Genomic DNA, 21,262 nt, shown 5'->3' on the forward strand with positions numbered 1-21,262 from the left:
CCAGCGAGATCAAAAATCGTATTTATCGATATTGTCTTTGTTGAACACCACGCGCTCCGGTAGCAGCACGATGCCGTTGCCTTTCGCTTCATAGCTGTAGCCCTGCACGCTGTTTGGCGAGACTTCCACCTGGCCGACGCCCGGGATATCCAGCTTGTCTCCGGTATTCATCGGCTTGTTTTTCAGCAATGCGTTAGCGACGTGAACCGAGATTTTGCCCTGCTGCACCACATCCCACAGGCCGAACTCTTTGACGGTGCCACGCTTCACATACGGACGCATGACGTTCGGCGTACTGAAGCCGACGATGGCGATATTGTCGCGCTTCAGGTTTTCAGCAGCCTGCGCTGCGGCAGGCAGGGCGTTGGCATCAGGGGCGATAATGGCGTCCAGATCGCCGTACGCTTTGATGATCCCTTCCGCCGTTTGCAGGGATTTAGTGGCATCGTTATAACCAAATTGGGTGGTGACGATTTCCCAGCCCGGATGATCTTTGGCGATTTTTGCTTTCGCCTCATTCACCCACTGGTTCTGGTCAGTGACCGTCGGACTGGAGTAGAAGAACGCTACTTTCGCCTTCTCTTTGGTCACCTGATGCGCGGCCATATCCACCAGCATGCCGCCGAGCTGTTTCGGCGTGCCCTGATCGATGTAGTACGAGCGACATTCCGGTTTGGTATCGGAATCCCAGGTCAGCACTTTCACACCGCGCTGCATGGCGCGTTTTAACGCCGGACACAGGCCGTCAGGCGACACCGCAGAAACAATAATTGCGTCATAACCCTGGTTAACGAAGTTATTCACCAGCTGGACCTGGCCGGAAACGCTCGGCTCGGTCGGACCATCGTAAGTCACATCAATACCCAACTCTTTCCCGGCTTCCTTCGCGCCATTGCCGCCGCTGGTGAAAAAGCCGACGCCCACCAGTTTCGGGATAAACGCGATGCGCTCTGCCGCCTGCACCGTGATGGTCGTGGAGGCGAGGCCGAGTGCGACGAGTAAGGTAAGCGTCTTCATGTTTTGTCTTGCCATTTTTCTCTCCATAATTTCAACACGACGTCACGCCTGCCGCGCAGTGCGGCGACGTGAGATCCACTCAACGATTTGATGACGGTGCAGGCTGACGGAACGACCCACGACAACAACAATCAATAACGCGCCGGACAGCGCGCTGGAAATCTGGTTGGGCACGCCAGCCATTTGCAGCCCCTGCTGTAGAAAGCCCACCAGTAATACTGCTACGGCAGTGCCGATAATCGACCCCGAACCGCCGTAGATATTCGCCCCACCCAGCACCACCGCCGTGATAGCTGGCATCAGGAACGACGCGCCCAGATCGGAGCGGGCAGAGCCAAAATAAGAGACCAGCAGCACGGCGGCGACGGCGGAAGCAACACCGGTCATGGCATAGATGGTATACAGCGTGCGATCCACCGGCAGGGCGCTGTACTGCGCTACCCGCGCGCTCTGGCCGATCAGAAAAATATTGCGCCCGACGTGGGTTCGGTGCATCAGCAGCCAGAAAAAGACGCCGCACACCAGGAAGAAGATCAGCGGAACAGGCACGCCGAACGGCGCGAGGTTGGCGAAATCGGTAAACGCGGCGGGGAAGCCGCCGATCCCTTCATAACCGGTCGCGCCTGACATCCCGGACAGCAGCAGCGCGCTGCCGCCAAACAGATACATGGTGCCGAGGGTGATCACCAGCGGGTTAATGCCGGTATAGATAATCAATCCGGCGTTGATCAGCCCGCACAGCGCGCCAAGCAGCAGCGTCAGGATGATGGCCAGCGGTAACGGCACGCCAGCCTGGAATAAGAAGCCCAGCGCGATGGCGCACAAGCCAATGGTCGATCCAAACGAGATGTCCATCCCGCCGCTGACAATCACCATCGTCAGTGGCAAAGCGACAATCCCGACACAAATAAAATCGCTGGTGCTGAACAGCAGGACATTCACGTCCAGCAGCCGCGGGTTAATGAAGCCGAAGGCCAGGATTTCCAGCACCAGTAACACGGCCAGAGCCAGTTCCCAGCTATAGCGTCGCCAGAGGTTCATTGTGCCATCTCCCGTTTTTTATTCTGATGAGCGGATTTACGCACGGGTTTGCGTTGCGGCGGCGCGGACGGCATAAAGCGGGCGTATTTTTGACGACGCAGGTTTTTTTGCAGCGCGCGACGCAGGCGACCGTCGAATACCAGCACGCCCAGCAGCACCAGACCGGCGATAAAGTCATTCCACCAGGCCGGAATACGCAATAGCACCAGCACGCTGTCGATTTGCGTGAGGAAGTAGGCACCGAGAATGGCCCCGATCACAGAGCCTGAGCCGCCAAGTAAGCTAATTCCGCCCAGCACGCAGGCGGCAATGGCTTTCATCTCCAGCCCGGTGCCGGTCTGATTGGGAATAAAACCAATCTGCGAGGCGAACACGATCCCGGCCAGCGCCGCCATACAGCCATTCAGGGAAAAGGCAATAATCCGTACCATTTCGGTACGCACGCCGAGCTGACGCGCCCCCTGCAAATTATCGCCAGTGGCGTAGAAATGGCGGCCAAACGGGGTTTTTGCCAGCAGCCAGCCCATCGCCAGCAGCAGCACCAGCGTGAACCAACCGATAGCGGAAATGCCGAGGAAAGCAGGCGCGGAGAGCTGTTTCAGGCTGGCAGGTAAGCCTTCGATCCACTTGCCGCCGGTCCACAGCAGCATGATGCCGCGATAGAGTCCCAGCGTGCCGAGCGTGGCGACAATCGCCGGGATTTTCAGCCACGCCACCAGCACGCCGTTAAAGAATCCCGCCGCCATGCCGAGTAACAGCGTGGCAAAACAGGCGACCGGCAGGCTATATCCGTCATTCAGCATTAGCCCGAGGAGTACCGCGCACATCCCGGTGGTCGATCCCACCGACACGTCGATATTGCGCGTCAGCATGACCATCGTGGCTCCCATCGCCAGCAGCATTAAAATCTGCGCGCTGCTGAAAATCATGGTCAGCGTCTGCATGCTCAAATAGTTGCTGTCCAGCGCGCCGGGGAAAACGAACAGGCAGACAATCGCCAGTAGCGCGGTGGCCTCCCGATTATTTTGAATAAATTTCAACATGTTGCCTCCTTCGCGTGATGCTCGCCAAAAGCAACGTGCATAATGGTATCGACGTTAATATCGTCGCCGGACAGCGGCGGACCGCCCAGTTCGCCCTGATGCATGACGTACACGCGATCGGCCATCTGCTCGATTTCTTCCAGATCGGAGGAGATAAACAGCACCGCCACGTTCTGCTCGGCAATGCTGCGCAGGAGTTGATAAATATCGCTGCGGGCCGCGACGTCCACGCCGCGGGTGGGTTCATCGACAATCAGCAGCTGTGGAGAGGCTTCCAGACATTTGGCGATCAGCACCTTCTGCTGATTGCCGCCGGACAGCGTGCGGGCCGCCTGTTCTGCATCGTTGAGTTTGATATTGAGCGCCCGGTGATAACGCTCAAGAATGGCGTTATCACGCCGGGAATTGGCCCACAGGCCGCGCTGATTATGGGTCAGCGAACCGACATTCCAGGCCAGCGAGGCATCAAGGTGTAATCCTGAAGACTGGCGGTCTTCCGGCAAATACACCAGCCCGTGTTGTAAACGCTGGCGCACAGACAACCCGCTGATCTCTTTACCGTTCAGCGTTATCTGTCCCGCCCGTAGCGGGCGGATGCCGTAGAGCGTTTCAGCCAGCTCGGTGCGGCCCGCGCCCACCAGCCCGGCCAGTCCAAGGATTTCCCCGGCGCGAACCTCCAGGCTGATATGCATAAAGCCTTCGCCGGTCAGATCGTCCAGCGTCAGCACCGTCGCACCCCGCTCGTTCCGTGGCTGGCTGCCGGGAAGTTCGAGCCAGAGCTTCTGGCTGGCGGAAAGGTTTACGCCGGTAGACGCGGGCGTGATAGCCTGAATAATCGCGTCGGTCGTCAGATCCTGCGTTTTCCCGGCCAGTGCGATTTTGCCATCGCGCATGACGCTGACGCGATCGGCGAGCTGGCGGATCTCAGGCAGTTTATGGGAGATAAACACGATGCCGACGCCCTTTTTCAGTAAATCGCGCAGGCGGACAAACAGCCGATCGGTTTCGGCCGGGGTCAGCGAGGCGGTCGGTTCATCGAGGATTAAAATTTGCGAATTGCGCATCAACCCGCGCATGATTTCGACAATTTGCCGATCCGCCACGTCGAGCGTCCCGGCGATACTGGCGGGATCAAGCTGGCAGCCTAACGCCGTCAGGAACTGCTGCATTTTGTCGACCGACGCCTGACGCCCCCGCAGGCCAAACAGAATATTTTCCTGCACCGACAGACTGGGGAATAACAGCGGCTCCTGCGGCACCAGGTAAATGCCCATCTGATGCGCTTTGAGCGGCGATAAATGCTGGCACCGCACGCCCGCGATATCGATGGTGCCGCCGTCGGGCGGTACAATACCGGCAATGATTTTCATCAGGGTCGATTTTCCGGCACCGTTGCCGCCAAGCAGCGCATGCACCTCTCCGGCGTGGAGCGTAAAGTCGATGCCCTTCAGGACATCAACGCCGGAATAGTGCTTGCGGATGTCCTGCACGCAAAGCAGTGGGGGTGCAGAAAGATGACTGGGTTGCATTTTGCCTCCGCTCGCTCAATGATGAGTGCTGGATTGAACAAATGTTTTTTAGAAAATGAATTGTTCAAAACAGTAGTAGCAAATTGTTTACAAAAACATCACCAGGATCACATTTCATGAATAAATGAACTTTAATGTGCAAAAAGTTCAGCCACTGTTAAATATTGTGGCGTACGTCACAGCGAATAATTGTGGATGACTGAACAATTGTGTTAATGAATTATAAATGTTCAAAGTGAAGCGCTATTATGACGACCAATGACAGCACCTTGATATCGGAATACGGAATGTGTGAAGAGGAGCAGGTCGCACGCATTGCATGGTTTTATTACCACGACGGCCTGACGCAAAGTGAAATCAGCGAACGCCTGGGGCTTACGCGGCTGAAAGTGTCGCGACTGCTGGAGAAAGGCCACCAGTCGGGCATTATCCGCGTCCAGATCAACTCGCGCTTTGAAGGGTGTCTGGAGTATGAAGACGCGCTGCGCAGCCGGTTTTCGCTGCGTAACATCCGCGTCCTGCCCGCACTGCCTGACGCCAATATTGGCATGCGGCTGGGGATTGGCGCATCGCACATGCTGATGGAGTCCCTGCAACCGCAGCAGCTGCTGGCGGTGGGTTTCGGCGAAGCAACCATGACCACGCTGAAGCGGCTGAGCGGGTTTATTTCCGCGCAGCGTATCCGGCTGGTCACGCTATCCGGCGGCGTCGGACCCTATATGACCGGCATCGGCCAGCTGGATGCCGCCTGTAGCGTGAGCATTATGCCCGCGCCGCTGCGCGCCTCATCGGCGGAGATTGCCCGGACGCTGCGTAACGAAAACAGCGTCCGGGACGTGATGCTGACGGCGCAGGCGGCAGATGTCGCGGTGGTCGGCATTGGCGCTATCAGCCAAAAAGAAGAGGCGACGATTTTGCGCTCCGGCTATATCACCACTGGCGAACAACTGATGATTGGCCGCAAAGGCGCGGTGGGCGATATTCTCGGTTACTTTTTTGATGCCAACGGCGAGGTTATCCCGGAGATCAAAATTCATCAGGAGTTAATTGGCCTGAGCTTAAGCTCACTCTCCACAATCCCAACCATTATCGGCGTCGCGGGTGGCGAAGAGAAAGCAGAATCAATCATCGCCGCCATGAAAGGCAACTATATCAACGCGCTGGTCACCGATCAGGCCACCGCCGCGCGAATGCTTCAACTGATTGAAAAATAATAAACAAATGAACACTTACCCCTACAAGATGGAGCAGCAACTGACAGGAGTCCAGGTGACGAATAAATAGCCGAGGACAAACACATGGCTCGACTCTGTACCCACGCTGAATCAGGGCATTACCTGATGGCTCTGGATGCCGGTACCGGCAGCGTCAGAGCGGTGATTTTCGATCTACAAGGCAATCAAATCGCTGTTGGACAGGCGGAATGGCAGCATCTGGCGGTGCCGGACGTGCCGGGCTCGATGGAGTTTGACCTGACAAAAAACTGGCAGCTGGCCTGTCAGTGCATCCGTCAGGCGTTACATAACGCGGACGTTTCACCCGCCGCGATTGTCGCCGTTTCCGCCTGCTCCATGCGCGAAGGGATCGTGATTTACGATGGCGACGGCGAGCCGATCTGGGCCTGCGCCAACGTGGATGCGCGTGCGGCGCATGAGGTCAGCGAGTTGAAAGAGCTGTACGACAATACCTTCGAAGAGAATGTTTACCGCTGCTCCGGGCAGACGCTGGCGCTGAGCGCCATCCCCCGGCTGCTCTGGCTGGCACATCACCGCCCGGATATTTACCGTCGGGCGTCGACGGTGACGATGATCAGCGACTGGATGGCGTATATGCTCAGCGGCGAGCTGGCGGTCGATCCTTCCAACGCCGGAACCACCGGCCTGCTGGATTTAGTCACCCGCGACTGGAAACGCAGCCTGCTGCAAATGGCGGGCCTGCGCGCCGATATTCTGTCGCCGGTGAAAGAGACCGGTACGCCGCTGGGGAAAATAACCCAACGCGCCGCGGAACAGAGCGGGCTGATCGCGGGGACGCCGGTCATTGTCGGCGGCGGCGATGTGCAGCTGGGATGCCTCGGCCTCGGCGTTGTTCAGCCTGCGCAAACGGCTGTGCTGGGCGGCACCTTCTGGCAGCAGGTGGTCAATCTCCCCTCTCCGGCGACCGATCCGAATATGAACGTGCGCATCAACCCGCATGTCATTCCGGGAATGGTGCAGACCGAATCGATCAGTTTCTTTACCGGCCTGACGATGCGCTGGTTCCGCGACGCCTTCTGCGCGGAAGAGAAGCTGATTGCCGAACGGCTGGGCGTTGATGCCTACACGCTGCTTGAAGAGATGGCCAGCCGGGTGCCGCCGGGCGCGCACGGCGTGATGCCCATCTTCTCCGACGTGATGCGTTTTAAGCGCTGGTACCACGCCGCGCCGTCGTTTATCAATCTCTCTATCGATCCTGAAAAATGTAATAAAGCGACGCTGTTTCGCGCGCTGGAAGAGAACGCCGCGATTGTCTCCGCCTGTAATTTACAACAGATCGCTGATTTCTCGGGCGTACAGGCCGATTCGCTGGTATTCGCTGGCGGCGGCGCGAAAGGCAAATTATGGAGTCAGATCCTGGCTGACGTGACTGGCTTAACGGTGCGGGTGCCGGTAGTGAAAGAGGCGACGGCGTTAGGCTGCGCCATCGCAGCGGGCGTCGGCGCAGATATCTGGCCCTCGCTGGCGCTGACTGGCGAAAGCCTGGTGCGCTGGGATCGGGAGCATAAACCCGATACCAAAAATCATGAGGTTTATCAGCAGGCGCGGGAGAAATGGCAGGCCGTCTATCTGGATCAGCGCGGCCTGGTGGATGACGGGCTGACGACGTCGTTGTGGAAAGCGCCGGGGCTTTAAACGGCACCTGTGTAACCATTCACTATCGCCCGCTGTCTGGCCGGGACGACTTCAGGATCGCGCAATTATGATCCTGAAGTTCCTCGGCTGACGCCAGGTTAAACATCAGCACATTACGCTCGGTCGCCAGCAGCACCAGCGAGCCGTCACTTTGCTGCGCCATTGCCAGCGCATAACGTCCCATATGCTCCCGCGCGCCGGGCACCTCTTCCGCCAGCATCATAAACGGGCTGCGCTGCGCCAGCTCATTTTTCGTTACCCGGCGCGCCAGATAATCGTGGCCGCGCAGACCACCTGCCAGCGGCAGCCAGCGGGCGCTGATGGTGGTCAGGTTGCCGTTCAGATGCGCCCGCACATCGCGGCGCAGGCAGGAGATATGAATGTGGAAGTGGTTTTGCGTGCGCCCGAGACGGGAATTGATGGCCAGCGAGACTGCCGAATCCGGCACGGGAGACCCATTCTGTTCGCTCAGCACATCGCGCTTCTGCCACGCCAGCCAGACGTAATCCGGCGTCTTTGGCTGGAGCAGCAGCGGACTCTCAATACCGTTGATCCGCTGAGTGGGCATCAGCAGGTATTGCAGCGGGCCGTTTTTATCTTTTAACAGCACGTAGCCTGCCCGCAGATCCGCTTCTTTACAGGGGGCGGGATTATGGTGCTGCCGTTGGCCGGGAATGCATTGCGCGAAAGTGATATGCCTGAGCGCGTCAGGATTGCCGGAGTGCAACCAGTAAAAACCGCCTGCCGCAAGCCCAACCACCGCAATAAGCAGCACGACGATGACACGTTTAACGTTTTTCATTACCCGATCCCTTGATGCTTTTTGCCAAAGGGTACCGCATATTGATGACCAATTAAAAACGGCCCGCAAGGGCCGTTGAGCTCGGTGGAAAGTTATGCCGGGCGGCGCTGCGCTTGCGCCGGCCTACAGGATGGTGTCAGGCGTTAACATCGGGGACGTTATGCCGGGCGGCGCTGCGCTTGCGCCGGCCTACGGGATGGTGTCAGGCGTTAACCCTGGTAACGTTATGCCGGGCGGCGCTGCGCTTACCGGGCAGGTAAGGTCACCCGCGCTTAACGCTTGCTAATCTGGTCAAACGTGCCGCCGTTAGAGAAATGCGCTTTCTGCGCTTTCGTCCAGCCGCCGAACTCTTCATCAATCGTGAACAGCTTCAGTTTCGGGAATGCGCTGTCATATTTCTTCGCCACTTCAGGATTACGCGGACGATAGAAGTTTTTCGCCGCGATTTCCTGGCCTTCCGGCGAGTACAGGTATTTCAGATAGGCTTCCGCCACCGCCTGAGTGCCTTTCTTCTCAACCACTTTATCAACTACGGAAACGGTCGGTTCGGCCAGAATAGACTCGCTCGGGGTCACGATTTCAAACTTATCTTTACCCAGCTCATTGGTCGCCAGCAGCGCTTCGTTTTCCCACGCAATCAGCACGTCGCCGATACCGCGTTCAACAAAGGTATTGGTCGACCCACGCGCGCCGGAATCCAGCACTTCGACGTTTTTGAACAGTGACTTCACGAACTCCTGCGCTTTAGCCTGATCGCCATTGTTATGGTGCAGGGCGTAGCCCCAGGCGGCCAGATAGTTCCAGCGTGCGCCGCCGGAGCTTTTCGGGTTCGGGGTGATCACCGAAACGCCCGGTTTAATCAGGTCGTTCCAGTCATGAATTTGTTTTGGATTGCCTTTTCGCACCAGGAACACAATGGTCGAGGTGTACGGCGCAGAGTTGTCCGGCAGGCGCTTGATCCAGTTTTTATCAATGCGTCCGCGCTCAGCGATGGCATCAACGTCATAGGCCAGCGCCAGCGTTACCACATCGGCTTCAATCCCGTTAATCACGGATGTCGCCTGTTTTCCGGAGCCGCCGTGCGACTGACGGATCACTACATTATCGCCGGTCTCTTTTTTCCAGTGGGCGCTAAAAGCTTTGTTGTACTCATCGTACAGCTCGCGCGTTGGATCATAAGACACGTTTAATAGCTGAACATCCTTAGCCAGAACGCTGGTTGACGCCAGCAAAAGAGTTAATCCCACGCCCCACTTATTCATCGCCCACTCTCTGTATGTTGTGTTGTGATGAAGTTAGCGTGCCAGAAAGACGATCAATGATTAAAGAATAAAAAAAGATTGGCTATAACCGGGAGGAATATAAAAAGGGGAAAACCCTCCCTCCGCAGAGAGAGGGCCGTAAATCAGACTTCTTCCATGCGGCCCAGCAGCGCTTGCAGACGATCCTGCCAGCCCTGCTGCTGCTCACGCAGATGATGATTTTCACGCTCCAGATCTTCACGGTTCTGCTGTGCAGAGTGAACTTCCTGAGACAGGTTGTTGTTCTTCTCTTTCAGCTCTTCGATTTCCATCTGTAACAGAGTGATGGTATCAATCGCCTGCTGTACTTTTGCTTCCAGTTTCTCAAACACTTCTAATGACATCGTCCTACCTCTCCTGAATTGCAAGGCGTTGATGGATATAAATCCTCGTCCCGAACACCGGCGACGCCTTAATGAATTAGCACACTACCATAGCTTCGATTGTATGAAGCCCCGCCCTTACTGTCCAGCGCCAACCCGCGCTGTTTGCGGATTGCGGCAATTTTCAGCCAAAACCTGATGCGTTCGTCGCAAATACCACTTAATTGTTAACCTCTGCGTTAATGAAATGATTCAGCTCTCATTATTTTTCTGGCGGAAAAATACACTACATAGCGCGAAAACGCTCATTTTGTTGACGCAACACACACTTTTTGAGTTCGATATTTCTCGTTTGTGTTCGTTAACGATAAATTAACATTAAACATACAATGCTGTATGGTCGTCTTCGACCGTTACGCACATAGTGCTTCTCACCTTGCTTTAGGATCGGATTATGAGCCAAACAACAACTCTGAAAGGTCAGTGCATTGCAGAATTCTTAGGCACCGGGCTGCTGATTTTTTTTGGCGTCGGCTGCGTTGCGGCGCTGAAAGTCGCGGGCGCGAGCTTCGGACAGTGGGAAATCAGCATCATCTGGGGGCTGGGCGTCGCGATGGCGATCTACCTGACCGCCGGTGTCTCCGGTGCGCATCTGAACCCGGCAGTAACCATCGCTTTGTGGCTGTTCGCCTGTTTTGACGGTCGCAAAGTGGCACCGTTTATCATCGCCCAGTTTGCCGGGGCCTTCTGCTCGGCGGCGCTGGTCTACGGGCTTTACTACAACCTGTTCGCCGATTACGAACTGACGCACCATATGGTGCGCGGCAGCGTCGAAAGCCTTGATCTGGCGGGGATATTTTCGACTTATCCCAATCCACATCTCAATTTTGTGCAGGCCTTCGCAGTTGAAATGGTGATTACCGCTATCCTGATGGGCGTGATTATGGCGCTGGGCGATGACGGTAACGGCATTCCGCGCGGGCCGCTGGCCCCGCTGCTGATTGGTCTGCTGATTGCGGTTATCGGCGCATCGATGGGGCCGCTCACCGGCTTCGCCATGAACCCGGCGCGTGATTTAGGCCCGAAAACCTTCGCCTGGTTTGCTGGCTGGGGTGATGTTGCCTTCACCGGCGGGAAAGATATTCCCTATTTCCTGGTGCCGCTTTTCGGACCGATTGTAGGCGCGGCGCTGGGGGCGTTCGGCTATCGTAAGCTGATTGGCCTGCACCTGCCGTGTGATATTCCGGTGGCAAAAGAAGAGAAAGACGCCGCTGCTGCCACGCAAAAAGCTTCGCTGTAATACGACTACGGGACTTATGACTATGACTGACAAAAAATATATCGTTGCGCTCGATCAGGGCACTACCAGCTCCCGCGCCGTCGTGATGGATCACGACGCCAACATCATTAGCGTGTCGCAGCGCGAGTTTGAACAAATTTATCCGAAGCCAGGCTGGGTTGAGCATGACCCGATGGAAATCTGGGCCACCCAAAGCTCCACGCTGGTCGAAGTGCTGGCGAAAGCCGATATCAATTCCGATCAGATCGCGGCCATTGGCATTACCAACCAGCGTGAAACCGCTATCGTCTGGGATCGGGAAACCGGGAAGCCAATCCATAATGCTATCGTCTGGCAGTGCCGCCGTACCTCTGAAATCTGCGAGCAGTTGAAGCGTGACGGCCTGGAAGACTATATCCGTAAAACCACCGGGCTGGTCATCGACCCATACTTCTCCGGCACCAAAGTAAAATGGATCCTCGACCACGTTGAAGGTTCCCGCGAGCGGGCGAAGCGCGGCGAACTGCTGTTCGGCACCGTTGACACCTGGCTTATCTGGAAGATGACCCAGGGGCGCGTTCATGTCACCGACTACACCAACGCCTCACGTACCATGCTATTCAATATTCATGAGCTGGACTGGGATGACAAAATGCTGGAGGTGCTGGACATTCCGCGCGCCATGCTGCCGCAGGTCCACAAATCATCTGAAGTGTACGGCCAGACCAATATCGGTGGTAAAGGCGGCACGCGTATTCCGATCGCCGGGATCGCCGGCGATCAGCAGGCGGCGCTGTTCGGCCAGCTCTGTGTGAAGGAAGGGATGGCGAAAAACACCTACGGTACCGGCTGCTTTATGCTGATGAACACCGGTGAAAAAGCGGTCGCCTCTGAGCATGGCCTGCTGACCACCATCGCCTGCGGTCCGCGCGGCGAGGTCAACTATGCGCTGGAAGGCGCGGTGTTTATGGCAGGCGCATCTATTCAATGGCTGCGCGATGAAATGAAACTGATCAGCGATGCCTTTGACTCCGAATACTTCGCCACCAAAGTGCAGAACACTAACGGCGTCTATGTGGTTCCCGCCTTTACCGGTCTGGGCGCGCCTTACTGGGACCCGTATGCCCGCGGCGCGATCTTCGGCCTGACTCGTGGCGTAAACTCGAATCACATTATCCGCGCGACCCTTGAATCCATCGCCTTCCAGACCCGCGACGTGCTGGAAGCGATGCAGGCGGACTCCGGCATTCGTCTTCACGCGCTGCGCGTGGACGGCGGCGCGGTTGCCAATAACTTCCTGATGCAGTTCCAGTCCGACATTCTGGGCACCCGCGTGGAGCGTCCGGAAGTGCGTGAAGTGACCGCGCTGGGCGCGGCCTATCTGGCCGGTCTGGCAGTCGGCTTCTGGCAGAATCTGGATGAGCTACAGGAAAAAGCGGTGATTGAACGCGAGTTCCGCCCGGGCATCGAAACCACCGAGCGTAACTACCGTTACAGCGGCTGGCGAAAAGCGGTGAAACGCGCGATGGCGTGGGAAGAGCACGACGAAGGATAAGATTTTCAAAAGTAGCCCCGGTAAGCGTAGCGCCACCGGGGAGAATTTCCGGGTAACGGCTAACGCCTTACCCGGTTACCTGAACTGTCAGCTAAACATCGGCATCATCAGGAACAATTTAATCACTAATGCGTTGACGATATCGATAAAAAACGCGCCAACCATCGGCACCACCAGAAATGCCATATGCGACGGCCCAAAACGTTCGGTGATGGCCTGCATGTTGGCGATGGCAGTCGGTGTCGCGCCAAGACCAAAACCGCAGTGCCCGGCAGCCAGCACGGCGGCATCATAGTTTTTCCCCATCATTCGCCAGGTCACAAACACCGCAAAAAGCGCCATTGCCAGCGTTTGTACCGCCAGGATGGCGAGCATCGGCAGCGCCAGTGACGCCAGTTCCCAGAGCTTCAGGCTCATCAACGCCATTGCCAGAAACAGCGACAGACAGACGTTGCCCAGCACCGAAACCGCGCGTTCAAACACCCGATAAAAACCCATTAACGCCAGGCCGTTGCTGAGCAGCACGCCAATAAACAGCACGCAAACAAAGGTCGGAAGCTCCAGCGCGGTTCCCGCTAACAGTTTCGCAATCACTTTCCCCACCGTCAGACAAATCGCGATCAGGGCGATGGATTCGATTAACACCAGCGAGGTGATCATCCGCCCGACATCGGGCTTTTCAAAGGCGGTCGGGGTGGCTAAATCGTCAGGCGTGCCGTCCGGCGTGGGCGAGTGTTTGACCAGAAAACGCGCCACCGGCCCGCCAATCAGCCCGCCCAGCACCAGACCGAAGGTGGCACAGGCCATCGCCACTTCGGTCGCGCTGGTGAAACCGTAGCGCTCGGAGAAGAGTTTGCCCCACGCTGCCCCGGTACCATGCCCGCCGGAAAGCGTGATCGACCCGGCAAGCAGCCCCATCAGCGGGTCCAGACCCAGCGCTTTTGCCATACCGATGCCGATGGCGTTTTGCACCACCAGCAGCCCCACCACGACGATCAGAAAGATGGCCACCACTTTGCCGCCCGCCCGCAGGCTGGCAATATTAGCGTTGAGGCCAATGGTGGCAAAAAAGGCCAGCATGAGCGGATCTTTCAGGCTCATATCAAAGTCGATTTCCCAGCCCATGCTTTTTTTCAGCACCAGCAACGCCAGCGCTACCAGCAGGCCGCCCGCGACCGGTTCAGGAATGGTGTATTTTTCAAAGAAGGGGACCGTATGGACCAGTTTACGCCCTAACAGCAGCACCAGGGTGGCGGCCACCAGCGTCGATAATGTATCAAGGTAGAACATAGCTTAAGCTCCTTACTCAACGCATGATCCATTCATACGCGACAAATTTCCCATGTCGTAACGGCCTCATCATGAGGCTGAGGGTCGATTGTAAGCAATAATGTGACCAAAGTGACAAAAAAAGTGAGGATGAAGCCCTTACGGCTGTCTGTTAGTACAAAAAGTTATGACGCCGTATAGTGCATAACTTTTTATAGCCGCCCTGCAAGCAACCGTTTGCTTTTGCCTGTCAGTCGGCTAAAATCCCCCCTTTTCCACCGCGGGATTGCCTCTGATGTCTGCTCACACCGTCGAATCTGAACACGCGCAACCGATTGCTCCTGTGCAGAATAGCGAATTGATTTACCGCCTCGAAGATCGTCCTCCCCTGCCCCAGACCCTGTTTGCCGCCTGCCAGCACCTGCTGGCGATGTTCGTTGCGGTCATCACCCCTGCGCTGCTGATTTGTCAGGCGCTGGGATTACCGGCAGAGGATACCCAGCACATCATCAGCATGTCGCTGTTCGCGTCCGGTGTGGCTTCCATCATTCAGATTAAAGCCTGGGGGCCGGTCGGCTCCGGGCTGCTTTCGATTCAGGGTACCAGCTTCAACTTTGTCGCCCCGCTGATCATGGGCGGCACGGCATTAAAAACAGGCGGTGCGGACGTTCCGACCATGATGGCGGCACTGTTTGGCACCCTGATGCTGGCGAGCTGTACTGAAATGGTTATCTCGCGCATCCTGCACCTGGCGCGCCGCATCATCACCCCGCTGGTCTCCGGCGTGGTGGTGATGATTATCGGGCTGTCGCTGATCCAGGTTGGACTGACCTCCATCGGCGGTGGCTTTGCCGCGATGAACGATCACACGTTCGGCGCGCCGAAAAACCTGCTGCTGGCGGGCGTGGTGCTGGCGGTCATCATTCTGCTAAACCGTCAGCGCAACCCGTATCTGCGCGTCGCCTCGCTGGTGATTGCGATGGCCGCGGGCTATCTGCTGGCCTGGTTTATGGGGATGCTGCCGGAAGGTAACGCGCCAACCAACAGTCCGCTGATCATGGTGCCGACCCCGCTCTACTATGGTCTGGGTATTGACTGGAACCTGCTGCTGCCGCTGATGCTGGTGTTTATGATCACCTCGCTGGAAACTATCGGCGATATTACCGCCACCTCTGACGTCTCCGAGCAGCCGGTCTCCGGCCCGCTGTATATGAAGCGTCTGAAAGGCGGCGTACTGGCGAACGGCCTGAACTCGTTTGTCTCCGCCGTCTTTAATACCTTTCCCAACTCCTGCTTTGGGCAGAACAACGGCGTGATCCAGTTGACCGGCGTTGCCAGCCGCTATGTCGGTTTTGTGGTCGCGCTGATGCTGATCGTGCTCGGCCTGTTCCCGGCGGTGAGTGGTTTTGTACAGCACATCCCGGAACCGGTGCTGGGCGGCGCAACGCTGGTAATGTTTGGCACTATCGCCGCCTCCGGCGTGCGTATTGTCTCCCGCGAGCCGCTGAACCGCCGCGCCATCATGATTATCGCCCTGTCGCTGGCCGTCGGTCTTGGCGTCTCTCAGCAGCCGCTGATCCTGCAATTTGCCCCGGACTGGGTGAAAAACCTGCTCTCCTCCGGCATCGCCGCAGGCGGTATTACCGCGATTGTGCTGAACCTGCTTTTCCCGCCAGAGAAAAATTGATCTGCCGCAGCAGCGGGCCTGACCCGCTGCCGCTGTAACGCACTTTCACTATTCCTTCCTTGAGGATTTCCGGTAATTCGGGCATAACTCCCTTATGTTTATTTCTCGGGAAGGATGACCATGAAATTTCTCGGAAAACTGATCGCCTGGGTTCTGATCGCCGTGCTGGTGGTCATTATCGCGTTCTACTTCCTTGTTCAGACGCGCTGGGGAGCGAAACAGGTCAGCGGCTGGATCAGCGATAACAGCGACTACCAGCTGACGTTTGACGCCATCGATCACCGCTTCTCATCGCCTTCGCATATTTTATTAAAAAACGTGACGTTCGGCCGCGACGGCAAACCCGCCACGCTGGATGCCAAAACCGTGGATATCGGGCTGAGCAGCCGCCAGTTCACCGATCCGTTGCACGCGGACGCCATTATTTTGCAGGACGGCACCCTGAACCTGTCGCCCGCCACCGCGCCGCTGGCGATCCGCGCGGACCGTCTCCAGTTAATAAATATGGCGTTTAATAGCCCGGAGACCGGCTGGGATCTCAGCGCCCAGCGCGTCACCGGCGGCGTAAGCCCGTGGCTGCCGGAAGCGGGAAATGTCCTCGGGAGTAAAGCCGATATCATGATGAGCGCCGGGTCGCTGACCCTGAACGGCGTACCTGCCAGCAACGTGCTGATTCAGGGCAGTATCGATCACAATAACGTTAATCTGAGCACCATTGGCGCGGATCTGGCGCGCGGCTCGCTAACCGGCACCGCGCGGCGTAATGCCGACGGCGGCTGGATCGTCGATAGCCTGCAAATGAACGACATCCGCCTGCAAAGTGATAAAACTCTGGCGGACTTTTTTGCACCGCTAACGACCGTGCCTTCCCTGCAAATCAACCGTCTGGATGTAACGGACGCACAGCTTCAGGGGCCTGACTGGGCGATTATCGACCTCGACCTCAGCCTGCGCGATCTGACGCTAAGTAAACAGGACTGGCAAAGCCAGGGCGGTAAGCTGTCAATGAACGCCAGCGAGTTTATCTACGGCTCGCTGCATTTGAACGATCCCATCCTTAACGCCGAGTTTTCTCCGCAGGGCGTGGCGCTGCGCCAGTTCACTTCGCGCTGGGAAGGCGGCATGATCCGCACGTCAGGCAACTGGCTGCGCGACGGTAAAACGCTGGTGCTGGACGACTTTGCGCTCGCCGGGCTGGAATACACCCTGCCGCCTAACTGGAAACAGCTGTGGATGACCCAGCTCCCGCCGTGGTTACAGGGCGTGACGATTAACCGCCTGAATGCCAGCCGCAATCTGGTGATTGATATCGACCCGGCGTTTCCGTGGCAGCTTACGGCGCTCGACGGCTACGGCAGCTATTTGCAGGTGGCAAAAAATCGCCAGTGGGGGATCTGGGGCGGTGCGGGCGGACTGAACGCCGCCGCCGGGACGTTTAATCGGGTGGACGTTCGTCGGCCGTCTATCAAGCTTAACGCTAATGCCTCGACGGTGAATATCAGCGAACTGAGCGCCTTTACGGAAAAAGGGCTGCTGGAGGCCACCGCTACGGTGTCGCAGCTTCCACAGCGGCAGCTTAACGTCAGCCTCAACGGGCGCGGCGTGCCGCTGACTATCCTGCAACAGTGGGGATGGCCCGCGCTGCCGATTTCCGGCGACGGCAATGTGCAACTGACCGCCAGCGGGACTTTACAGGCCGATGCGCCGCTGAAACCGTCGGTGAACGGTCAACTGCGGGCGGTGAATATGAGTAAGCAGCAGGTGACGCAGACGATGCGCGGCGGTGTGGTGAGTGGCGGAAACGAGGGTTCGGTGCCGGTGGTTTCACCCTCCCCCCAGCCCTCTCCCTGAGGGAGAGGGAGAAACGCCACCATCGTAGTAGCGTTATAATTCAAACGACCAGACGCTGATACTCATTACACAGCAGCCACTTCACCGGCTCGTTTTCTTCAACGGTGGAGTAGCGTTCGCCTGCCTCAAGGAAATGGTTATCCTGCCTGTCGTCATTCACCATCGAAATTTCCCAGCCGAGCACCAGCGATTTTTCCGCCCAAAAACGGTGATAAAGCCGCTGGGGAAGGCAAACGCCCTGCCCCGGCTTTAGCACCAGCGTATCCGTGGGCCGGAGAGTGCGGCGATGCCCGTCCACGGCAACGTCGATAGTCCGCCGCAGGTCCCGTTGATTATCCTCCGTAGACCACGCCAACTGCATACATAAATCGCCACCGCCCCGGTTGAGAATATCTTCCATTTTATGCGTATGAAAATGCCAGGGCGTATGCTGGTCCTGCTGAATTTGCAGCATTTTTTCGGCGTAGGGTTTCGGATACCGCGCATTATGCAGCGCGCCGTTGCGTAAGGTCAGCAGCGTTAATCCGGTATCGGCAAAATTTCCCCGGCCAAAATCGGTAATATCCCAGCCAAGCTGTAAATCCAGCACTTCCTGCCATTCGTCCAGCGGCTGTTGCCGCCACGCCTCTGCGGTAAAGTAAGCGAAATCAGGTAAACACAGCCGAAAGCCTTCCGCGACCGCGTGCGCCTTATCTATCGCGTAATTTATTGATGAACGCTTCATGTTAGCCTCCTGTGCAGACGCCATCTGAGGCGGGCAAACCCGCCTCGCAGGACTTAATAGAGCGTCGCTTTACCGGTTGAACCAAACAGCTTCATTTTGTAGCGAATGACCTCACGCGCGGCGTTAATCGGTTCCGGGTAAATCACATTCGGATCCCACCAGGTCTCTTTACCCAGAATTTCGCGCACTTTCTGGAAGTAGGCATATTTCATATCGCTGGAGATATTGATTTTGCCGACGCCCAGGGTTACCGACTCGGCAATTTCCGCGTCCGGATTCGCGGAACCGCCGTGCAGTACCAGCGGGATGGACACGCGGCCAGCGATCTCACGCAGGATGTGCATCTGGAGTTTGGGCTGCATCCCTTTCGGGTAGATGCCATGAGCAGTACCAATCGCCACCGCCAGCGTATCGACGCCGGTCCGGGCGACAAAATCCTCCGCCTGCGCCGGATCGGTATACGTCACTTCAGAAACGCCGCCCTCCACGGATGTGCCGGTTTGCCCGATAGTACCCAGCTCCCCCTCCACGGAGACACCCACGGCATGCGCCAGTTTGACTACCTCACGGGTCAGCGCCACGTTCTCTTCGTAGGGCAACAGCGAGCCGTCGATCATCACCGACGTGAAACCGCACTGGATGGCGCGCAGCACGTGCTCTACTGATGCGCCGTGATCGAGGTGCAGCGTGAACGGGACCGGGCTGCGGCGGGTGATTTCGCGGACGTAGCCGAAAAAGCTGTCGCCGAGGAAGTCATGCTCGCTGGGATGAACAGAGATAATCGCCGGGGTGTTGGTCGCTTCAGCTTCTTCAACCACGGCACGGATAAAGCAGCTATCCGCCACGTTAAATGCGCCAATGGCAAAACCGTGCTGGCGGGTGGGTTTCAGCAGTTCTTTCATCGAAACTAACATCATCATTCTCCAGTTTCAGAGTGTAGTAAGCCCTGCCAGGGCGTTGACGCGCTGACATATAAGGCGTTACAGGAATGAAATCAGGCTTTGCCGATCGCGCCGGATGCCTGAAGGTAAGGGGTTATGGCCTCTTCACTGGCCCGCTCCATAACGACCATCACGTCGGCCAGTTCAGCGGCGCTGTCATGGCACAGCGTATGTAGCAATGCGGCTTTCCCGGCCTCAAAGATTGCCGCGCCGACGTTAATTTTCGCCACGCCCAGCGCCGGACAACGTGCGAGCTGATCGAACGGAGTACCGCTACCGCCGTGAAGCGCCAGAGGGACGCTCGACAGGCGGGCGATCTCCGCCAGCCGATCAAAATCGAGGTTCGGCGTCACGCCGGGCGCATACATGCCGTGCGCGGTGCCGACGGAGACCGCCAGCAGGTCAATCCCGGTCTGGCGGATAAACGGCTCCACGTCGCCGGGCTGCGTCATCAAATCGACATTGGCGGCATGGTCATAGCGCGGCGCATCCGCCAGATGACCAAGTTCGCCTTCCACGCATACTCCTGCACTGGCGGCCAGCTCGACCACCGCCCGCGTCTGGCGGATATTCTCCGCCAGCGGAAATGCCGAGGCATCAATCATCAACCCGTTAAAACCGGCGCGAAACGCCTGATAAATCAACGCAGGCTCTTTTCCATGATCCAGACTCAGCGCCACCGGCACCGCGGCCTCGTCCGCCAGCGCTTTTACCACGGAGGCGGCGACGCTGGCCGGGAAGTGGGAAAGATGCCCCTGATAAAGATTGAGGATAATGGGCGCGCGATGGGTTTCCGCCGCGCGGATCGCCGCCCGGGCGCTTTCCAGATTCATACAGTTAATCGCCAGCAGCGCATAATGCTCACGCCAGGCTTTTGTCACCATACTTTTCATATCGGCAAACATACGGCCTCCGGTTATTCCAGGGTAAAGGTGATCTCTTCGTCTTTCACTTTCTGATCGCTTAACTCGTCAAACTCCTCATCCCGCTCGGTCACCGGTTTCTTCCACAGCGACAGCATGACGCCGCAAATCACGGTGCCGATACCCAGCGCCAGGCAGAACAGCAGTGGATGGGTAAACAGCGGTACCACAAACATGCCGCCGTGTGGCACCGGGCTTTCCACGCCCCATACCATAATCAACCCGCCAGCCACCGCCGAGGCCACCACGCAGGAGCCAACAACCCGCAGCAAATCGCGGGCGGCAATAGGGATCACGCCTTCGGTAATCATGCAAATGCCCATCGGGAAAGCAGCTTTCAGCGCTTCACGCTCGGCGCGGGTATATTTATGGCGGGTCAGCAGAAACGACAGCGTAATGCCGAACGGCGGAATGATAGAGCCAACAAACTTGACGGCCTCCGGCCCGTACACTCCGCTGACGAGCAGGCCATCGGCAAACAGCGACATGGTTTTATTCACCGGACCGCCGAAATCGAACGTCGCCATCGCGCCGAGGATGGCCCCCATCAGAAAACGTGATCCGCCCTGCATCGATTCGAGCATGTGGATCAGCGCATCCTGCAACCAGGCGATTGGCTTACCAATGAGCGTCATCATCAGCAGACCGCCGATAATCGTGCTCAGTACCGGCAGTACCATTATCGGCATCAGCCCCTGCATCGACTGCGGCAACCGGATATAGCGTTTCAGCAGCAGCACGGTATAGCCCACTAAAAATCCGCCGAGCATGCCGCCGATAAAACCGGTATGAATTTCACCACACACAAACCCGACAATCAGGCCGGGGGCGAAACCGGGACGGTCAGCGATGGAATAGGCAATGGCGGCGCTGATCAGCGGAACAATAAGCCCCATACCCCAGCCGCCGATTTGATTCAGCATCCACGGAACCGATCCTGTCTTCTCGCCAACGTTGGTACCGCCTAATATCTGCCCAAGGGCAATGCATATACCCGCCGCGACAATCAACGGGATCATCCAGGAAATTCCCGTCAAAAGATGTTTTTTAATTTCCTGCGACACCGGAATTTTATGTTCACTCATG

The 21,262-nt window shown here is 57.3% G+C and carries 18 protein-coding genes; 6 read left to right on the forward strand and 12 right to left on the reverse strand.

Features of this window, described 5'->3' with window-relative positions; translation table 11 throughout:
- Positions 1 to 9: 9 nt before the first annotated feature.
- Genes lsrB through lsrA form a run of 4 tightly spaced genes read right to left on the reverse strand, consistent with a single transcriptional unit; the run spans position 10 to position 4,630 of the window.
- Positions 10 to 1,032 carry an autoinducer 2 ABC transporter substrate-binding protein LsrB gene (gene lsrB, locus INT84_RS16065; RefSeq protein WP_194207599.1) on the reverse strand — a complete coding sequence of 341 codons (1,023 nt, stop codon included), beginning with the start codon at positions 1,030 to 1,032 and terminating at the stop codon, positions 10 to 12.
- A gap of 27 nt (positions 1,033 to 1,059) precedes the next feature.
- On the reverse strand, positions 1,060 to 2,058 hold the full coding sequence (lsrD, locus tag INT84_RS16070) for an autoinducer 2 ABC transporter permease LsrD (protein ID WP_194207600.1): 999 nt from the start codon (positions 2,056 to 2,058) through the stop codon (positions 1,060 to 1,062).
- Positions 2,055 to 3,101, reverse strand: a complete 1,047-nt coding sequence (lsrC, locus tag INT84_RS16075) for an autoinducer 2 ABC transporter permease LsrC (RefSeq protein WP_194207601.1) — start codon at positions 3,099 to 3,101, stop codon at positions 2,055 to 2,057. Before lsrC ends, lsrD begins: the two co-directional genes overlap by 4 nt.
- Positions 3,095 to 4,630 carry an autoinducer 2 ABC transporter ATP-binding protein LsrA gene (lsrA, locus tag INT84_RS16080; RefSeq protein WP_194207602.1) on the reverse strand — a complete coding sequence of 512 codons (1,536 nt, stop codon included), beginning with the start codon at positions 4,628 to 4,630 and terminating at the stop codon, positions 3,095 to 3,097. The genes lsrC and lsrA overlap by 7 nt, the downstream gene beginning before the upstream one ends.
- 248 nt (positions 4,631 to 4,878) lie before the next feature.
- Here lsrA and lsrR point away from each other — a divergent pair, with 248 nt between their 5' ends.
- Together lsrR and lsrK are read left to right on the forward strand one after the other, a co-directional pair.
- The gene (gene lsrR, locus INT84_RS16085; RefSeq protein WP_194207603.1) at positions 4,879 to 5,844 is read left to right on the forward strand and encodes a transcriptional regulator LsrR; all 966 of its coding nucleotides are present in this window, start codon (positions 4,879 to 4,881) and stop codon (positions 5,842 to 5,844) included.
- 84 nt (positions 5,845 to 5,928) lie between these two features.
- Complete coding sequence (gene lsrK, locus INT84_RS16090) at positions 5,929 to 7,521, forward strand: autoinducer-2 kinase (protein WP_194207604.1); 1,593 nt, start codon at positions 5,929 to 5,931, stop codon at positions 7,519 to 7,521.
- A 22-nt stretch (positions 7,522 to 7,543) separates the two neighbouring features.
- Here the strand turns inward: lsrK and INT84_RS16095 are convergent, their stop codons facing one another.
- The 3 genes from INT84_RS16095 to zapB form a co-directional block, all read right to left on the reverse strand.
- Complete coding sequence (locus INT84_RS16095; protein WP_194207605.1) at positions 7,544 to 8,323, reverse strand: CDP-diacylglycerol diphosphatase; 780 nt, start codon at positions 8,321 to 8,323, stop codon at positions 7,544 to 7,546.
- Positions 8,324 to 8,595: 272 nt separating this feature from the next.
- Positions 8,596 to 9,585, reverse strand: a complete 990-nt coding sequence (locus tag INT84_RS16100) for a sulfate ABC transporter substrate-binding protein (RefSeq protein ID WP_194207606.1) — start codon at positions 9,583 to 9,585, stop codon at positions 8,596 to 8,598.
- A 143-nt stretch (positions 9,586 to 9,728) separates the two neighbouring features.
- Entirely contained in the window at positions 9,729 to 9,968 is a 240-nt protein-coding gene (gene zapB, locus INT84_RS16105) for a septal ring assembly protein ZapB (protein ID WP_103676369.1), read from the reverse strand.
- A gap of 433 nt (positions 9,969 to 10,401) precedes the next feature.
- On the opposite strand from zapB, the gene INT84_RS16110 reads away from it, so the two are divergent.
- Complete coding sequence (locus tag INT84_RS16110; protein ID WP_194207607.1) at positions 10,402 to 11,247, forward strand: MIP/aquaporin family protein; 846 nt, start codon at positions 10,402 to 10,404, stop codon at positions 11,245 to 11,247.
- A gap of 22 nt (positions 11,248 to 11,269) precedes the next feature.
- Positions 11,270 to 12,781, forward strand: coding sequence for a glycerol kinase GlpK (gene glpK / locus INT84_RS16115; protein ID WP_194207608.1), 1,512 nt, complete (start codon positions 11,270 to 11,272; stop codon positions 12,779 to 12,781).
- Positions 12,782 to 12,868: 87 nt separating this feature from the next.
- Here the strand turns inward: glpK and gltS are convergent, their stop codons facing one another.
- A complete protein-coding gene (gene gltS / locus INT84_RS16120) occupies positions 12,869 to 14,071 on the reverse strand; it encodes a sodium/glutamate symporter (protein WP_194207609.1) in 1,203 nt (400 codons plus the stop codon).
- A gap of 274 nt (positions 14,072 to 14,345) precedes the next feature.
- Between gltS and xanP the strand changes: the two genes are divergently transcribed.
- Entirely contained in the window at positions 14,346 to 15,737 is a 1,392-nt protein-coding gene (gene xanP / locus INT84_RS16125) for a xanthine/proton symporter XanP (protein WP_194207610.1), read from the forward strand.
- A gap of 120 nt (positions 15,738 to 15,857) precedes the next feature.
- Positions 15,858 to 17,588, forward strand: coding sequence for an AsmA family protein (locus tag INT84_RS16130; RefSeq protein ID WP_194207611.1), 1,731 nt, complete (start codon positions 15,858 to 15,860; stop codon positions 17,586 to 17,588).
- 40 nt (positions 17,589 to 17,628) lie between these two features.
- Here INT84_RS16130 and INT84_RS16135 read toward each other — a convergent pair whose 3' ends face one another.
- From INT84_RS16135 to INT84_RS16150, 4 genes are all read right to left on the reverse strand, one after another.
- Entirely contained in the window at positions 17,629 to 18,312 is a 684-nt protein-coding gene (locus INT84_RS16135) for a D-lyxose/D-mannose family sugar isomerase (RefSeq protein WP_194207612.1), read from the reverse strand.
- A gap of 53 nt (positions 18,313 to 18,365) precedes the next feature.
- Positions 18,366 to 19,226 (reverse strand): ketose-bisphosphate aldolase, encoded by an 861-nt coding sequence (locus tag INT84_RS16140; protein ID WP_194207722.1) that lies wholly within the window; start codon positions 19,224 to 19,226, stop codon positions 18,366 to 18,368.
- An 80-nt stretch (positions 19,227 to 19,306) separates the two neighbouring features.
- Positions 19,307 to 20,158 carry a class II fructose-bisphosphate aldolase gene (locus INT84_RS16145; protein ID WP_194207613.1) on the reverse strand — a complete coding sequence of 284 codons (852 nt, stop codon included), beginning with the start codon at positions 20,156 to 20,158 and terminating at the stop codon, positions 19,307 to 19,309.
- An 11-nt stretch (positions 20,159 to 20,169) separates the two neighbouring features.
- On the reverse strand, positions 20,170 to 21,261 hold the full coding sequence (locus INT84_RS16150) for a PTS fructose transporter subunit IIC (RefSeq protein ID WP_176917034.1): 1,092 nt from the start codon (positions 21,259 to 21,261) through the stop codon (positions 20,170 to 20,172).
- Between the last annotated feature and the right edge of the window lies 1 nt (position 21,262).

The sequence above is a fragment of the Superficieibacter sp. 1612_C1 genome, from assembly GCF_015234305.1.
Taxonomy (GTDB): domain Bacteria; phylum Pseudomonadota; class Gammaproteobacteria; order Enterobacterales; family Enterobacteriaceae; genus Superficieibacter.

Bases quoted from the DNA above. Each gene is read 5' to 3' on its own strand.
- lsrB (WP_194207599.1), bottom strand. From the start codon at position 1,032: ATGGCAAGACAAAACATGAAGACGCTTACCTTACTCGTCGCACTCGGC.
- lsrD (WP_194207600.1), bottom strand. From the start codon at position 2,058: ATGAACCTCTGGCGACGCTATAGCTGGGAACTGGCTCTGGCCGTGTTA.
- lsrC (WP_194207601.1), bottom strand. From the start codon at position 3,101: ATGTTGAAATTTATTCAAAATAATCGGGAGGCCACCGCGCTACTGGCG.
- lsrA (WP_194207602.1), bottom strand. From the start codon at position 4,630: ATGCAACCCAGTCATCTTTCTGCACCCCCACTGCTTTGCGTGCAGGAC.
- lsrR (WP_194207603.1), top strand. From the start codon at position 4,879: ATGACGACCAATGACAGCACCTTGATATCGGAATACGGAATGTGTGAA.
- lsrK (WP_194207604.1), top strand. From the start codon at position 5,929: ATGGCTCGACTCTGTACCCACGCTGAATCAGGGCATTACCTGATGGCT.
- INT84_RS16095 (WP_194207605.1), bottom strand. From the start codon at position 8,323: ATGAAAAACGTTAAACGTGTCATCGTCGTGCTGCTTATTGCGGTGGTT.
- INT84_RS16100 (WP_194207606.1), bottom strand. From the start codon at position 9,585: ATGAATAAGTGGGGCGTGGGATTAACTCTTTTGCTGGCGTCAACCAGC.
- zapB (WP_103676369.1), bottom strand. From the start codon at position 9,968: ATGTCATTAGAAGTGTTTGAGAAACTGGAAGCAAAAGTACAGCAGGCG.
- INT84_RS16110 (WP_194207607.1), top strand. From the start codon at position 10,402: ATGAGCCAAACAACAACTCTGAAAGGTCAGTGCATTGCAGAATTCTTA.
- glpK (WP_194207608.1), top strand. From the start codon at position 11,270: ATGACTGACAAAAAATATATCGTTGCGCTCGATCAGGGCACTACCAGC.
- gltS (WP_194207609.1), bottom strand. From the start codon at position 14,071: ATGTTCTACCTTGATACATTATCGACGCTGGTGGCCGCCACCCTGGTG.
- xanP (WP_194207610.1), top strand. From the start codon at position 14,346: ATGTCTGCTCACACCGTCGAATCTGAACACGCGCAACCGATTGCTCCT.
- INT84_RS16130 (WP_194207611.1), top strand. From the start codon at position 15,858: ATGAAATTTCTCGGAAAACTGATCGCCTGGGTTCTGATCGCCGTGCTG.
- INT84_RS16135 (WP_194207612.1), bottom strand. From the start codon at position 18,312: ATGAAGCGTTCATCAATAAATTACGCGATAGATAAGGCGCACGCGGTC.
- INT84_RS16140 (WP_194207722.1), bottom strand. From the start codon at position 19,226: ATGTTAGTTTCGATGAAAGAACTGCTGAAACCCACCCGCCAGCACGGT.
- INT84_RS16145 (WP_194207613.1), bottom strand. From the start codon at position 20,158: ATGTTTGCCGATATGAAAAGTATGGTGACAAAAGCCTGGCGTGAGCAT.
- INT84_RS16150 (WP_176917034.1), bottom strand. From the start codon at position 21,261: ATGAGTGAACATAAAATTCCGGTGTCGCAGGAAATTAAAAAACATCTT.